Source organism: Longimicrobiales bacterium (genome assembly GCA_035764935.1).
Lineage (GTDB): Bacteria > Gemmatimonadota > Gemmatimonadetes > Longimicrobiales > RSA9 > DASTYK01.
Window position 1 is genome coordinate 57,977 of record DASTYK010000149.1, and the last position, 15,087, is coordinate 73,063.

Consider the following 15,087-nt stretch of genomic DNA (forward strand, 5'->3'; position numbering starts at 1 on the left):
GGAACTAGACTATGACCGGCTCGGTCGCTTCGCCAGCGACCGGGCTGCCCGCATAGAACGATCGCAGCCCGGCGGCCAGCTCGGCCCACGGTCCCGTATGCAGCGGCGCGGGGGGCAGCGACTCCAGGAAATAGCGGCCGTACGACTTTTCGAGCACGCGGCGATCGAGCAGCACGATGGCGCCCCGATCCGCGCGCGAGCGGATCAGCCGTCCGAACCCCTGCTTCAGGCGGAGCGCAGCGTGGGGCAGCATGTAGGAACGGAAGCTGTTGCCGCCTTCGCGATCGATCGCTTCCAGCCGTGCTGCCGTCAGCGGCTCGCCCGGCACCTTGAACGGAAGCTTGGTGATCAGCAGACCGCGCAACGGCTCGCCCGGCACGTCCACGCCCTCCCAGAAGGACGCGACGCCAAGCAGGATCCCGCGGCCGCTCGCCGTGAACTCGCTGAGCAGCCGTGCCCGCGCCGCTTCGCCCTGCACGAAGAGCGGCCAGCGCCCGCCTGTCCCGCGCTCGCGCAGTGTCGCGGCGACGTTGCGGAGCGAGCGGTACGACGTGAACAGGGCAAACAGCCCGCCGTCGCTCGCGCGCGCCATGTCTTCGATGACCGTGCCGATCACTTCATCGAAGCGCGCATTCTCGTCTCCTTGCGGCGACGGCAGATCGGTCGGTACGGCAAGGAGTGTCTGTCGTTCGAAGTCGAACGGTGACTCGTAGGCGGCCTCGCGCACGCGCAGGCCCGCACCCAGCCCGAGGCGCTCGCGCATGAAACCGAAGCCGGCACGCGTCGCAAGTGTTGCGGACGTCAGGATCGCCGTGTCGACACGCTCGAAGAGCGCGTCGCGCAGGGCTGGCGCGAGATCGATCGGCGCCGCGCGCGCGGCAACCGAGGCTTCCCGCCCGCTGCCACCACCGCGCCGCTCGATCCACCGCACGAGCGGAAACGGATCCGGCGTCGTGCGGAACACCGTCGCGAGGGATTCCGCGGCCGCGCGCACGCGCGATTCGAGTCCCTGCAGCTCGACGAGGGATTCCTCGAGCGACTCCGCCCAGCGGGGATCCTGCTGCACGCGCTCGCGCAGGCCGTTGATGCCGCGCGCGACCTCTTCGAGCACGGACTGCAGTCCCCCGAGCACGATGCCCGGCCCCTCCGTCCAGTCGCGGTCCGCGGCGTATCCCTCCTCGAGACGCACGACTCCATCCCAGGAGGACCACGTCATCTGCTCGAGCCGCACGAAGAAGTCGAGCGCCTGCTCGCGCGCACGCTCCACCCGCTCCCGGACATGGGTGAGGTGCTGCAGTGCGTCCCCGCGCAGCAGATCATCCCTTTGCGTCTTCAGTTTCGACTCGATCGCCGGCAGCGCACCCTTGCCACGCCGTTCCAGCCGCGACAGCAGGCGCAGCACGCCCCGGCGCGTGACCTGCGCGCCAAGGTGCTCCGTGGCCGCGTCCTCGAGGTTGTGCGCCTCGTCGAGCACGACGCGCCGGTACGCGGGAAGCACGGCGGGCTCGGTGTAGTTTCCCTGCAGACGTCGTACGGCGAGGTCGCTGAAGAGCAGGTGGTGGTTGACGACCAGGATGTCCGCGGAGGCGGCTTCACGACGCGATCGCTGGTAGAAGCACTGCTCGAAGTGCGGACAGCGCGCACGCAGGCAGACGTCGGCATCGCTCGCGACCTCCTCCCACAGCTCCGCCGACGGCTCGAACGGCAGGTCCTGCCGCGAGCCGTCGCGCGTGGTGTCGAGCCACTCCAGCAGCGCGCGCATCTCGGCCTGCTGGCCATCATCGAACAGCTGCGTCTGACCGAGCGCAGCGAGCCGCGCACGCCGGATCGAGACGTAGTTGCCGCGACCCTTGACCAGCGCGAAACGGAACGGTGCGCCGAGCGCGCGCCGCAGGAACGGCAGGTCCTTGCCGACGAGCTGCTCCTGCAGGTTGATCGTGTTCGTCGAGACGACCGTGCGCTCCCGGTTCGTCACCGCCCACGCGATCGCCGGCACCAGGTACGCCACAGACTTGCCCGTACCCGTGCCCGCCTCGTAGACACCGACGCCGCCATCGTTGTAGCTGCGCGCGATCGCGCGCGCCATCTCGCGCTGCGTCGGCCGGTCCTCGTACAGCGGATGCGCGTTGCTGATCGCGCCACCCGGCGCGAGCACCGCCTCGACATCCGTCTCTTCGATCGGCGTCAGCTCGTCCGACGCTGCGGGCTCCACCACCACGTACAGCTCGCACGCAGCGTTGTCGACGATCGCGAGGCCGATCCCCTGCGCGTACAGCCGGGCCGCGACCTGCAGATCGGCTTCCGAGGGAGTGAGATCACCGGACGGGTGGTTGTGGATCAGGAGCGAGCCCGGCTGCGCGTCACGGGCTGCGGCGAGGACGCCCGTCGCATGACCGCGTGCCACGGCCCGGGGATCGACGACCAGGCCGTTGTCGTCGACCGAGGCGACGAAGCAGACCTCGTTGCCGCGGGCGCGCGCGATCTCCGCGCGCAGCATGGCCGCGGCAGGTGGCGCGAGCTCGAGTGTGCGACCGACTCGTGTGCGCGGGACTTGGTTTCGCGAATCTGCCACGACTCAGGTCTTCAGCGTCTTCTTCCGCGCTGCAGGGAACAGCACGTTGTTCAGGATCAGGCGGTACCCGGGCGAGTGCGGGTGCAGCGCGAGGTCCGTCGGGGCGTCACCGATCTGGTGCTGCGGGTCCTCCGGATCATGCCCGCCCAGGAACGTCCACGTCCCCTCGCCGAAGTTGCCGTGAATGTACTTCACCCAGGGTGCGCCCTCCTCCTCCGCGAGCACGACCACACCCGGCTTGAGCCGGTCGCGCCGGAAGCTCGTCGTCAGACCGTAGAAGTCGCCCAGCACGTTCTCGTGGTTCTGCACGAGCATCGCAGGCACCGGATCGAACTTCGCGCTGAAGTCGAAGAGCTGGAAGGCACCGAGCGGCTGGCGCCATGGTGTGTTGACCTGGTGGCCGTCGATGTCGCTGAAGGAGTTCACGCCCGCGTTCGTCTGCACCTCCGCGTTCGCGAACGCCATGGTCCGGTCCCACTGCATCTTTGCCGTGGCGTCAGGATCGATCGGGGTACCGTCGGAGAACGGTGCGGCGATGTCGACGCCGATTGCCGCGAGTGCGAGCTCGATCGTCTCGGTTGCCGTGCACATGGCAAACAGAAACCCGCCTTCCGCGACATACCGGCGGATCTCCTCCGCAACGCGCTTCTTCAGTGCGGGCACGTGCGGCTCACCCTGCTCGAGCGCATTGGCCTCGTTGATCCTGACTGCTTCCTGCAGCCAGGGTGCGCCTGCGGAGGTGATGAAGAACTTCGAGTACTGCCCGGTGAAGTCCTCGTGGTGCAGGTGCAGCCAGTCGTACTCGCCCAGCCGCCCCTGCACGACCTCCGGGTCCCACAGCTTCTCGTACGTGATGTCGGCATACGTGAGGGCCAGCGTGACGGCGTCGTCCCACGGGTTCACGTTGCTCGGAGTATAGACCGCGATCTTGGGCGCCTTCTCCAGGATCACGACCTCCATGTTCGCGTCGGCGATCTCGTTCCGGATGGCTGCTGCGTCGGCGGCACCGGTGGGCTGCACTGCGACCCCCCGCAGGGCGGCCTCGCGCCGGACGTCGGAGCGGTCCGGCAACAGGAACGAGCCCGCACGGTAGTTGAGCAGCCACTCCGCGGTGAGCCCCTGCTCGAGCACCCAGTACGTGAGGCCGTATGCCTTGAGGTGATCCGTCTGCTCGCGGTCCATGGGCACGAGCAGGTACTGGCCCGCTGCGGGCAGCGCGGACGCGAGCAGTGCGAACGTGGCGATCACCAGGCGCTTCATCATGGTTCCCTTCCTGCTGCTACTTCGACGACGACAGACGGGCGTTGAGCTGGTCGAGCAACTGCCGGGCCTGCGGCGCGAGTGCACTCCGCGGATGCTCCAGGACCAGGCGCTCCGCGAGTAGCTGCGCCTCGGCAAACCCGTCCGGGTGGCGCGTCAGTGTTCGCGCCAGTGCGAGCAGGGCGGCCGGCGCCTCCTGCGAACGCGGCAGCTCATCGATGATCGCGCGCCGCGCCTGCTCCGCCAGTGCACCCAGCCCGGCGCGCTGCGCCGTGCTCGCCGCAAAGTCGAGCAAGGCCGCCCGCTCGCGCGCGTTGAGCGCGCGCGACTCGCTGAGCAGCAGCTCGACGGCCGCGCCACGCTCGCCCTCCGTGAGCAGCGCCAGTGCCTGGCCCACCAGCCTGCCACCGACCGGCGACGTGCGGCCGAGCAGTGTCACCAGCGCGATCGTTTCGGTTGCATCGGCGCCGCTCAGGGCCGGCGCCGCATTCATCAGCTCGGTGCGCGCCCGCTCGACGTCGCCGCGCATGAGCAGCACGCGACCGCGCACGCGCGAAGCGTTCGGTCCGCGTGCACTGCCAACGAGCACCTGGGCGTCGTCGAGCCGGCCGCTCTGGACGAGCGCGCCGCCGACAGCGCCGAGCAGCGCATCCGTCTCCATGGCGTCGGGGAACTCCGTGCGGAACGAGTCGAGTTGTGCCACCGCCTCATCGACGGCGCCTGCGCGTGCGGCAAGCTCCAGCCGGATCGCCAGCGACTGCCGCCGTTGCGGCGAGCCGGTGTCCAGTGCCCCTTCGAGCGATGCGTACTCGCTCACGGCACGTGCAGTGTCGCCGACGACGAGCGCCAGCTCGGCCACGCGCGTACGCAACGCGAGCAGCTGTTCCTCCGGCGCGTCGAGCGCCAGCAGCTCGCCGTATGCCCAGTACGCCAGCGTCGGCAGCCGGCTGCCATCCGCACGCCGCGCGACGTCCAGCAGGTAACTGCGCCGCTCCGAAGGCTGCATACCCGCTGCCGCGTCACGCGCGATGCGCAGCCCCTCGTCCGCCAGCCCGGCATCGATCGCCACCTGCGTCGCGGCGCGCACGCGCTCGTGCGAGCCGGGCGGCTCGAGGAGTGAACGGATCAGCTCGCGCACGACTGCCGCCCCACCGTCGGGCATCTGGGCGAGCCGTCGCTGCACGAGCAGGAAGCCCTGCCCGTCCTCGGCAATCGCGCGCTCCCATTCACGCACGGCCCGCTCCGCATCGCCGAGCGCGGCGTACAGGTCGCCCAGCTCGAGAGCCAGGGCATCGTCGCGTCGCACTCGTTCCCGACCCTGCTGCAGCACGGCGAGCGCGCGCTCGTAGTCGCCGCGCTGCTGCCAGATGCGCGCGACTTCGCGATAGGGCGTCTCCACGTCGGGCGTGGCACGGATCCAGGACTCGGCCGCGCGCTCGATGCCATCGATGCGATCCAGCATCGAGTACGCCCGCACGCGCATCTGGTTGCCGATCGGCGAGTCGGGATCCTCCTCGATCAGCCGGTCGACGTATGGCAGGAGCTGCTCCGTGCGTCCTTCGACGGCCAGGATACGCTCCAGCGCGATGATCGCACTGAGCGACTGCGGGTCGCGATCGAGTATCGCGCGCAGCGCAGTGTCTGCGCCCGCCATGTCGCCGCGCCGCTCGAGGTCCATTGCGGCGCGCAGCTCGGCGAGCGCTGCATCGATCCCCGATGTCGGCGACTGCGGCTTCGGCGCCACCGCAGAGCGCGTCTGCTGCGCAACCGCGCCGGAGACCAGGCTGCCGCACAGGGCGGCCGCACTGACCGCCGTCGCCAGGTAGTGTGCGGCTCGAAGCATCGCTCAGCGCCGCTCCGGCGCGGCGGCGGGCGTTCGGTTCAGCCGCTCGAAGTACTCCAGGATCAGGCGCCGATACGCGGGCGGCAGCCCGTTCAGCTCCTCGGGCGTCGGCACACGGTAGCGCGCTGCGGGATCGAGCAGTGCCGGATCGATCGGCAGCGCCTCGCCTGCGCCGATTCCGCCCGGCCGTTCGGCCACGCGCTCATCCGTCTGCTCGTCGCGCTCCAGTGAGCGGCCCGCATCCAGCAGGCGATGGAAGAGCCGCTCCTGCCGGGCACGCGACTCCGGCGATAGTCTGCCACCCTCCATCTCGCGCGCCAGCTGTTCGGCCTCGCGCGCCAGCGCATCGAGATCGCCGAGCACGTTGTCGCGGCCGCCGATGTTCTGACTGACCTCGTCCAGCTGCTGCGCGATGTTGCGCTGCTGCGAGCCCAGTCGCTGGAGCTCGCGGGCCATGCTGCCGGGGCTCAGGTTCATCGGCAGCAGAGAGCTGGTCTGCCCGTTCAGCGAGCCCTGCTGCTGGGCCGCGTCTGCGAGCTGCTGCATCGCCTGCTGCAGTCCCGTGCCGGCCTCCTGCTGCTGCATCTGCTGCGCGTTGTTCAGCAGTGCGAGCGCCAGGCGGTTGAGCGCATCCACGGTCTGCTCCGCTTCCTGCGTCGGCAGGCCCTGCTGCTCGCTGGCCTGAGACAGGCCCTCCAGCGTCTGCTGCATGCTGACGTTGGCGCGACCGAGCGCGGCGCCCACCTCGCGGCTCAGCATGGCCGAGCGCTGACCCGTCTCGTTCAGGTTGCGTCCGAGCTGCTGCAGCCCCTGCTGCAGAGCCGCCTGCTCCGAACGCATGCCCTCCAGTCCGCTGCCCGCGCCCTGCCCGCCGGAGCCCTGCTGCCCTCCCTGGGCACCGCCCTGCTGCTGTCCGCCCTGGCCACCCGCCTGCTGACCCGCTCCGCTGGCCGACTGCTGGCCGCCCTGCTGAGCTCCCTGTTGCCCGCCCTGCTGCTGCTGCCCCTGCCCACCCTGTCGCTGTCCGCCCTGCTGGGCGCCCTGGCTTCCGGCCTGCTGCTGAGTCTGCTGCTGCGCACCGCTCTGCGACCCCTGCTGCGCCCCCTGCTGGCGGCCACTCTGCTGCTGGCCGTCCTGCTTGCGGCCCTGCTGCTGGTCGCCCTGCTTCTGCCCCTGGCCACCCTGCGGCGGCGGCTCCGTGCCGATCCGGATCTCGGGCCGCGGCAATTGCGGCAGCGAGGGCAGCTGGAACGGCTCCGGTCGCTCCTCTGCGGAGTCCGGCTGCTCCCCCTGCTGCTGACGCTCCATCTCTTCCAGCACCGCCTGCTGGCGTTCGGCGAGCGCAAGCGCCTCCTGCGTAGCCTGCTGGACCTGCTGCTCCACCTCCGACTTCCACTGCGCCGTCATCTCGCCGCGCGCCTGGTCGAGCGACTGTGCGGCCTGCTCGAGCTGCTGCGCCGCCTGTTCCGCGTTCTGTTGCGCACCGGCCTGCTGACGCGCCTGCGCCTGTTGCGCTGCGCGCTGCTGCGTCTCGGATGCCTGCTGTGTCTGCTGCGCAGCATCAGCCGTGCGCTGCGCCGTTTCCGATTCCCCCTGCGAGTCGAGCTTCTGCTCCAGCTCGGCAAGCGCCTCCGCGAGCTGCTGGCTCTGCCGAGCGAGCGCCCGCTGCTCACCGGCGCGAGCAGCCGCATTTCCCTGCTTCATCTCCTCCGCCATTGCACGCTGCTGCGTGGCCAGCTCGCGCGCCTGCTGCGCTTTGGCGGACATCTCCTGCTCCAGCGCGGCGCGGCGCAGCAGCTCCGTGCTGCGCTCGAGCTGCGCACGCATTTCCTCCTGCTGCTCCGCCATCTGCTCGAGCGCCCGCTGTACCTCTTCCGGATCGAGGTTCTCCAGCGCCTGGCGCATCTGCTCCATCTGCTCGCGCAGCTCCGGCGTGAGCAGTCTGTCGTACAGATCGCGCAGCTCCTGCATCCGCTGCTGCAGCTCGGCGTCCTCGAGGCCGGCCGCACGCATCGCGCGGATCAGCGACTCCAGCCGTTCCCGCATGGCTTCCGCTTCACCCACCATGCGCTCCTGCTCCGCCAGTGCGCGGCCTGCCTCCTGCGCCTCCTGGAAGCCCATCTGCTGGCCGTCGCCGGCCCGGCCTCCGCCGTTGCCGGAGTTGCGCCGCGCGTTCGCCGCGCGCGCCCGGCGCTCCAGCTCGCTCGTCGACTGCTGCAGCGACTCCGCAGCGCGCGCCAGGTCAGCAGCGTCGCGCACCGCGTCTTCCGCCTGCCGTGCGGCCTCCTCGCGCAGTGCATCGCGGCCGGGCAGCCAGAGCGCGTACACGTCGCTCTCGCCCACCTGCCGGCGCGGCGAGTTGTCGCTGACCCGCAGGAGATACTTCAGCGTGTCACCCGGCAGCAGCCCTCGCTCGGTGGCGTCCAGCACCGCGCGCAGCAGCGCGCGATCGCCCGCCGCAAGGTCGATGGCCTGCTCGACAGCGGGCTCGCGCTCCCCCTGCGCACTGACGCGCCAGCTCACGAGCGTTGCCGACGAGAGTCCGTAGTCGTCGCGCGCATCACCGGCAACGAGCTGCCTCAGGTCGGGCGCGATCACCGTGTCCGTGCCGGGGAACGTGACGAGCGCCTGCGGCGGTGCGTCGGCGATCAGCGTGATCTCGAGCGGCGCCGGATCCAGCGCGGGGGCATTGCCGGCACCGTCGCGCAGCGTCCACTGGTAGATGCCGCTGCGCGCGGGCACGATGCGACCGCTGAATGTGCCGCCCTCCACCGTCAGCGCGAAGGACGCATCGACACCCTCCAGCATGGCGGCGCCCAGCGGACGCGTGGTCCGTCCGCTCACGATGATCTCCGTGCCTTCCTCGATCTCGAGCGGCGGGATGTCCGTCTGGTAGCGCTCGACGGCGCGACCGACGTACGCCGGCGCACGCAGCTCGACGACCAGGTCCGCCACCAGCATGGGATCGACGGGTGTGACGGTGAACGTATCGGACCGCGCGCCGTCCGGTGTCGTGACCCAGTACGTCGTTGCGGTCTCGACGCGCGGGATCACCGCCGCAGCGCTGTCACCGATCACCTCGAGCGTGCGTTGACGCGGCACGTCACCCTGCGCTCGCCACGCGACCGACGCGGCCGTCCGCCCCGGCGCCCGCACCCGCACCCGCAGATCGCTGCCGCGGGCGATCTCGCTGTCGCCTGGCTCGACCGAGATCGCGGGCAGCGGTGGTGGTGACAGGTGGGCTACGGGATGCAGCATCGGCGACCAGCTCGCGGCCGATCGTTCGGGTGCCGCGAAGCCGAGCATGCCGACCAGCAGCGCCAGCGCGCCCAGGGTCGAGAGTGCCAGCACGCGACGTCGCCGCGCGCGCTCCCCGAGCGCACCCTCCAGCTCGCGCGCGCTCCTGCCAGCGAGCTGTGGGGCCAGCCGCGCGCCGGCGCGCCGGATCAGCGCCGCGGACGTGCCGGGCGGCGTCGCATGCTCCAGCTCGAGCAGCGTTCGCAACTCGCCCGGCGCTAGGCCGAGTCGTGATTCCGTGCCGGCCGCGATACGCGGAGCGTCCAGCGGGTGCAGCCAGCGACGCACCGCCACGTAAGCGGCAGCACCCGCAATCAGCGCGGCGAACAGCTCCAGCAGCAGTGGCGCAAGACTCGGCGCTCGCCAGCCCGCCCAGCCGCCGAGCAGCCACGCGACCAGCAGGGCTGCAGGAATGGCGGCCGCAACACCGGCAGCGATCGAAATGACGACCGCGGTGCGGATGCGACGCCGTGTCGCCTCGACGATGCCACGAAGGTCGGGTGCCGGTGTCATGATACCACCTGCGCGAGTGCATAGACGAAGAGGTTGACGCCCATTCGGAACGCCAGCTCACGGGCCTCGGGCGGATCGTTGTGTCGATCTGCATCTTCCCAGCCATTGCCGAGGTCCGTCTCGTAGCTGTAAAAGACCACGAGCCGCCCCTGGTGGAAGATGCCGAACGCCTGCGCGGGCTTTCCGTCGTGCAGGTGGATCTTGGGGATCCCGCGCGGGAACTCGTAGAACGAATGGAAGACCGGATGATCCGCCGGGATCTCCGTCAGCTCGTATTCCGGGAAGACGCGCCGCATCTCGCGGCGGAAGCTCTCATCCAGGCCGTAATTGTCGTCCGCGTGCAGGAACCCGCCGCTCGTCAGGTAGCGCCGGAGCAGCCGCACCTCCTCTTCCGTAAAGCGGACGTTGCCGTGGCCCGTCATGTAGAGGTACGGATAGGTCCAGAGGTCGGGGTCAGTGAGCTGTGTCTGCGCCGGCCTGCCGGCGACCGGCAGGCCGGTGCGGCTGCCGATCTCCCGCAGCAGGTTGGGCAGGCCCGAGGGATTGGCGTACCAGTCGCCGCCACCGCCGTACTGGAGCTGCGCGATCGTCAGCACCGGATCCGGCGCCGGACGAGCCGCGAGCGCGACGACAGCAGCAACAAGGACGGGCAGCAGCCGGATCACTCGGTTCCTTCCTCCTGCTCTGCAGCCTGCGCAAGCGTGATCGCGTACGCATCGTTGCGGGACATACCGGTGCGCTGCGCGACCTCCCGGGCCACCGCGCTCGGCCGGCCGCCCGCCTGGAGCAGCCGACGCGCCAGCTCGGCGACGTCCTGCGCGGTCACTTCCGCCGGCGACGCACCACCCAGCACCACGACCACCTCGCCCCTGGGCTCACCCGATTCCTCGTAGTAGGCGGCCACATCGGCAAGGGTTCCGCGGACGAACGTCTCGTGGAGCTTGGTGAGCTCCCGGGCCACCGCCACGGCACGCTCGGCGCCGCAGTGGGAGTGCAGCTCCCGCAACAGGCGCTGCAGCCGGGCGGGACTCTCGTACAGCACCGCCGTATGCGGCAGCGCGGCCAGCTCCTGGAAGAGCGCGTCACGCTCACTGCGTGCGCGCGGCACGAATCCGTAGAAGGTAAACGGCACGGCCGGCAGACCCGACCCGACCAGCGCGGCCAGTAACGCGGATGCACCGGGAACGGGCACCACGCTGTGACCGGCGTCCAGTACCCGGCGAACGATTCGCTCGCCGGGATCCGACAGGATCGGTGTCCCTGCGTCCGACACCAGTGCGAGCGTCTCGCCGGCGTCGAGCCAGTCGACGACCTGCGCGGCGCGCGCGGCCTCGTTGTGCTCGTGTGCGGAGACCAGCGGGGTCTCGATGCCAAAGTGCCGCAGCAGGATGGCGGTGCGACGCGTGTCCTCCGCGAGCACCCGGTTCGCCTCGCGGAGCACATCCAGCGCCCGGTGCGTGACATCGCCCAGATTGCCGATCGGTGTGCTCACAATATACAGAACTGACATGGACTTACGGTAGGCCTCCAGCACCGGTACGAAAAGCGGGGCGGCGGTCGATACCGCCGCCCCGCGACTGCGGGTGCACAGGAGCGATTACAGATGCTCCTGCAGCTTCCGCTCCAGGTACTGCTTCGGCACCGCACCGACGACGGTGTCGACGTGCTTGCCGTCCTTGAAGAACAGAATGCTCGGAATCGAGCGAATATTGTACTTCATTGCCGTCTGCTGATTCGCGTCCACATCCAGCTTGGCGACCTTGACCTGCTCGCTGTACTCGGTTGCAAGCTGTTCCATGACCGGAGCCACCATCCGGCACGGGCCGCACCACGCCGCCCAGAAGTCCACGATCGTGAGGCCCTGGCCCTGTTCGACCTCGGTGCCGAAGTTGCCGTCCGAGACGGTGACCGGACCGCCGTTACCCGCCATTACGCATCTCCTCTTCTGCCGCGCGCGCATGGCTGTGACTCTGCACGCGTGTTAGCTTGCCGCTCCCACAACGGGTTGCAAAAAACCGGCCTGGGAGCGGACCGTGGAACGTGTACTGGATCATGTCGCGATCGCTGTTCCGTCGATCGACGACGCCCTTCCTCATTACGAAACCCTGATCGGCGCGCGCGGTTCCCTTCCGGAGACCGTGGAGGCGCAGGGCGTGCGCGTGGTCTTCATCGGCGGCGGCGCGGGAACGGTCGAGCTGCTCGAGCCACTGGGATCCGAGTCACCGGTCGCACGCTTTCTCGCCAGGCGCGGCCCCGGCCTGCACCACATCGCGTACCGTGTTTCCGACATCGAGGCCGCGCTCGCGGAGCAGATCGCCGCGGGTGTCCAGCCGATCGACAGCGCACCGCGTCCCGGCGCACACGGCCGGAGAGTCGCATTCCTGCACCCACGCAGCTTTTCCGGCGTGCTCGTGGAGCTGGTCGAGGCGCCGCCGGCCCGCTGAGCGGACGCCGGCTCAGCGCAGGTTCGTGATCCGCTCCACGGCGATCTGCTCGATCAGCCAGGTGCGATTCGCGCTGTAAACGAGCGTGAACGGTACGACGGCGGAACGTCCGTCGGGCAGCACCATGCGCACGAGGAGCTGCGTGGCCACGTCGCGACGTCCAGGCACGATCTGCTCGCCCTCGAGCGAGTAGTCCTGGTGCCGCAGGATGGAGGCGAGCGCGAACATCCGGTCATCGACCTGCTTCTGGGTGTCCCGTTCGACGATGGGGCCGTCGATGGTGCCGAACAGCCGCGCCATCGTGTCGAGGTCGTTCGCGTTCGCTGCGCGCAGGAACTGTTCGACGACGAGTGCCGGCGCCACGCTCGCGGCGGGTCCGCTGGGCGCCGGCGTGGCGGCCGGTGCGGAGCTGCACGCCGTGACGGCGGCCATGACGATCAGGGCGAGAGCAGTGCGTCGTAGCATTCGGGTCAGCCTGTCCGTGAGGGCACGCCGGAAAGTCTGAGCCCGTCGCTGGACTGTCAAGCCGTGGACACCCCCGCCGCCACGTCGGGCCGGAACTGGAGCTGCCCGCCTTCGACGCCCGCGACGAGCGTGTCGCCCTCCGAGAATTCACCCTCGAGCAGCCGCACCGCGAGCGGATTCTGGACCAGCCGCTGGATCGCCCGCTTCAGTGGGCGCGCGCCGAACGCCGGGTCGTAGCCCTCGCCTGCGATGAAATCGATGGCCTCTTCCGTGAAACGCACTGTGATGCCGCGCTCTGCCAGCATGCCGCGCACACGCTCCAGCTGCAGGCCCACGATCTCGCGCAGCTCCTCCCGGGTGAGCGGATGGAAGACGATGATGTCGTCGATGCGGTTCAGGAACTCGGGACGGAAATGGCGGCGCAGCTCCGTCAGCACGATCCGCTCCGTCTCCGACCAGTCGCCGCCGCTGCTCCGCTCCAGGATCGCGTGGCTGCCGATGTTCGACGTCATGATGACGACGGTGTTGCGGAAGTCGACGGTCCGCCCCTGCGCGTCGGTCAGCCGGCCGTCGTCCAGGATCTGCAGAAACACGTTGAACACGTCCTGGTGCGCCTTCTCGATCTCGTCGAACAGGATCACGCTGTAGGGGCGCCTGCGCACCTTCTCCGTGAGCTGACCGCCCTCCTCGTAGCCGACGTATCCTGGTGGTGCACCGATGAGGCGCGCGACGGCGTGGCGCTCCATGTACTCGGACATGTCGATACGCACCATCGCGTCCTCGTCGTCGAAGAGGAACTCGGCGAGAGCGCGCGCGGTCTCCGTCTTGCCCACGCCCGTGGGGCCGAGGAAGATGAAGCTGCCGATGGGGCGGTTCGGGTCCTGCAGGCCGGCCCGGCTGCGTCGCACCGCATCCGCGACCGCCTCGACCGCTTCGCGCTGTCCGATCACGCGCGATGCGAGCACCTCGTCGAGGTGCAGCAGCCGCTCCTTCTCCGACTCCATCATCCGCGACACCGGAACGCCGGTCCAGCGCGAGACCACGTCGGCGATGTCCTCCGCGTCGACCTCCTCCTTCAGGAACTTGCCTCCGCTCTGCAGCTCGGCCAGGCGCGCCTCGGCCGCCGTCAGCTCCTGCTCCGTCCTGGGGATCTCGCCGTACTGGATCTCCGCTGCGCGGGCGAGGTCAGCACTGCGCTGCGCCCGCTCCGCCTCGACCTTCAGCTCGTCGATGTGCTCCTTGAGCTCCCGGATGCGCTGGATCTGCTCCTTCTCCGACTGCCAGCGCGCCTTCATGCCGCTGACCCGCTCGCGCAGCTCCGCGAGCTCCTGGTCGATGCGCGCGCGCCGCTCGACCGCGCCCTTCTCCTCCTCGCTGGCGAGCGCCGTGCGTTCGATGTCGAGCTGCATGATCCGCCGTTCGACCTCGTCGATCTCCTGCGGCAGTGAGTCGATCTCGATACGCAGTCGCGAAGCCGCTTCGTCGATCAGGTCGATGGCCTTGTCGGGCAGGAAGCGCCCGCCGATGTAGCGATCGGACAGGCGCACGGCGGCGACGAGCGCGCCATCCGTGATACGCACGCCGTGGTGCACCTCGTAACGCTCCTTGAGTCCGCGCAGGATCGCGATTGCATCCTGCACGCTCGGCTCGCCCACGTAGACGGGCTGGAAGCGACGCTCGAGTGCGGCGTCCTTCTCGATGTTCTCGCGGTACTCGTCCAGCGTCGTCGCGCCGACGACGCGCAGCTCACCGCGCGCGAGTGCGGGCTTCAGCATGTTGCCCGCGTCCATGGCGCCCTCCGCCTTGCCCGCACCGACCAGCGTGTGCAGCTCGTCGATGAACACGACGTAGCGACCCTCCGCTTCCGTCAGCTCCTTGAGCACCGCCTTGAGCCGCTCCTCGAACTCGCCGCGGAACTTGGCACCCGCGATCAGAGCGGCCAGGTCGAGCTGCACCAGCCGCTTGTCACGCAGTGACTCCGGGACGTCACCGCTCACGATGCGCTGCGCGAGCCCCTCGACGATTGCCGTCTTGCCGACGCCCGGCTCACCGATCAGGACGGGATTGTTCTTGGTTCGGCGACTCAGCACCTGCACGACGCGGCGGATCTCCTCGTCGCGGCCGATCACCGGGTCGAGCTTGCCGCGTCGCGCGACCTCGGTCAGATCCCGTGTGAACCGCTCCAGTGCGCGGTACTTCTGCTCGGGCTCCTGGTCCGTCACGCGATGCGGCCCGCGCACGGCTTCGAGCGCCTCGCGCAGGTCTTCGACCGATGCTCCCTGCTCCAGCAGAAGCTCACGCGTGAACGAGCCCTTCTTCTCCGCCAGCGCGAGCAGCAGGTGCTCCGTCGAGACGTACTCGTCCTGCAGTGAGCGCGCCGCCTGCTCCGCAAGGTCGAAGATCTGGTTCAGCTCGCGGCTCACCGTCGGCTGCGAGCCGCCCGACTGCTTCGGCAGCCGTTCGATGCGCGTGCCCAGCGACTCACGCAGCCGCGCGACGTTCACACCGACCTTCTGGAGGATCGGCACGACGATCGACTCTTCCTGCGCGAGCAGAGCACCCAGCAGGTGCAGGTCCTCGATCGCCGGGTTGCCGCGACGCTGCGCGTCCTGTGCAGCGGCCTGGATGGATTCCGCTGCCTTGACGGTCAGCCGGTCCGGATTCAACACACGACACCTCTCATCGGGAGACGT

At 69.7% G+C, this 15,087-nt stretch carries 10 protein-coding genes; 1 reads left to right on the forward strand and 9 read right to left on the reverse strand.

Going from position 1 to position 15,087, the window contains the following annotated elements; all coding sequences use genetic code 11:
* Nucleotides 1–4: 4 nt before the first annotated feature.
* The 7 genes from VFU06_12515 to trxA all read right to left on the reverse strand — a co-directional run bounded on the left by VFU06_12515 (nucleotide 5) and on the right by trxA (nucleotide 11,415).
* Nucleotides 5–2,572, reverse strand: coding sequence for a helicase C-terminal domain-containing protein (locus tag VFU06_12515; GenBank protein ID HEU5210208.1), 2,568 nt, complete (start codon nucleotides 2,570–2,572; stop codon nucleotides 5–7).
* Between the two features lie 3 nt (nucleotides 2,573–2,575).
* Nucleotides 2,576–3,835: a hypothetical protein gene (locus tag VFU06_12520; GenBank protein HEU5210209.1), complete on the reverse strand. Its 1,260-nt coding sequence runs from the start codon at nucleotides 3,833–3,835 to the stop codon at nucleotides 2,576–2,578.
* Nucleotides 3,836–3,851: 16 nt separating this feature from the next.
* Complete coding sequence (locus VFU06_12525) at nucleotides 3,852–5,675, reverse strand: hypothetical protein (GenBank protein HEU5210210.1); 1,824 nt, start codon at nucleotides 5,673–5,675, stop codon at nucleotides 3,852–3,854.
* 3 nt (nucleotides 5,676–5,678) lie between these two features.
* Nucleotides 5,679–9,485 (reverse strand): hypothetical protein, encoded by a 3,807-nt coding sequence (locus tag VFU06_12530; GenBank protein HEU5210211.1) that lies wholly within the window; start codon nucleotides 9,483–9,485, stop codon nucleotides 5,679–5,681.
* Entirely contained in the window at nucleotides 9,482–10,150 is a 669-nt protein-coding gene (locus VFU06_12535) for a DUF4159 domain-containing protein (GenBank protein HEU5210212.1), read from the reverse strand. Before VFU06_12535 ends, VFU06_12530 begins: the two co-directional genes overlap by 4 nt.
* Nucleotides 10,147–10,995: a 16S rRNA (cytidine(1402)-2'-O)-methyltransferase gene (gene rsmI / locus VFU06_12540; protein HEU5210213.1), complete on the reverse strand. Its 849-nt coding sequence runs from the start codon at nucleotides 10,993–10,995 to the stop codon at nucleotides 10,147–10,149. The genes VFU06_12535 and rsmI overlap by 4 nt, the downstream gene beginning before the upstream one ends.
* Before the next feature lie 87 nt (nucleotides 10,996–11,082).
* On the reverse strand, nucleotides 11,083–11,415 hold the full coding sequence (trxA, locus tag VFU06_12545) for a thioredoxin (GenBank protein HEU5210214.1): 333 nt from the start codon (nucleotides 11,413–11,415) through the stop codon (nucleotides 11,083–11,085).
* Between the two features lie 103 nt (nucleotides 11,416–11,518).
* Here trxA and mce point away from each other — a divergent pair, with 103 nt between their 5' ends.
* Nucleotides 11,519–11,929: a methylmalonyl-CoA epimerase gene (gene mce, locus VFU06_12550; protein ID HEU5210215.1), complete on the forward strand. Its 411-nt coding sequence runs from the start codon at nucleotides 11,519–11,521 to the stop codon at nucleotides 11,927–11,929.
* A gap of 12 nt (nucleotides 11,930–11,941) precedes the next feature.
* Here the strand turns inward: mce and VFU06_12555 are convergent, their stop codons facing one another.
* Nucleotides 11,942–12,394 carry a hypothetical protein gene (locus VFU06_12555; protein HEU5210216.1) on the reverse strand — a complete coding sequence of 151 codons (453 nt, stop codon included), beginning with the start codon at nucleotides 12,392–12,394 and terminating at the stop codon, nucleotides 11,942–11,944.
* A 56-nt stretch (nucleotides 12,395–12,450) separates the two neighbouring features.
* The gene (gene clpB / locus VFU06_12560; protein HEU5210217.1) at nucleotides 12,451–15,060 is read right to left on the reverse strand and encodes an ATP-dependent chaperone ClpB; all 2,610 of its coding nucleotides are present in this window, start codon (nucleotides 15,058–15,060) and stop codon (nucleotides 12,451–12,453) included.
* Between the last annotated feature and the right edge of the window lie 27 nt (nucleotides 15,061–15,087).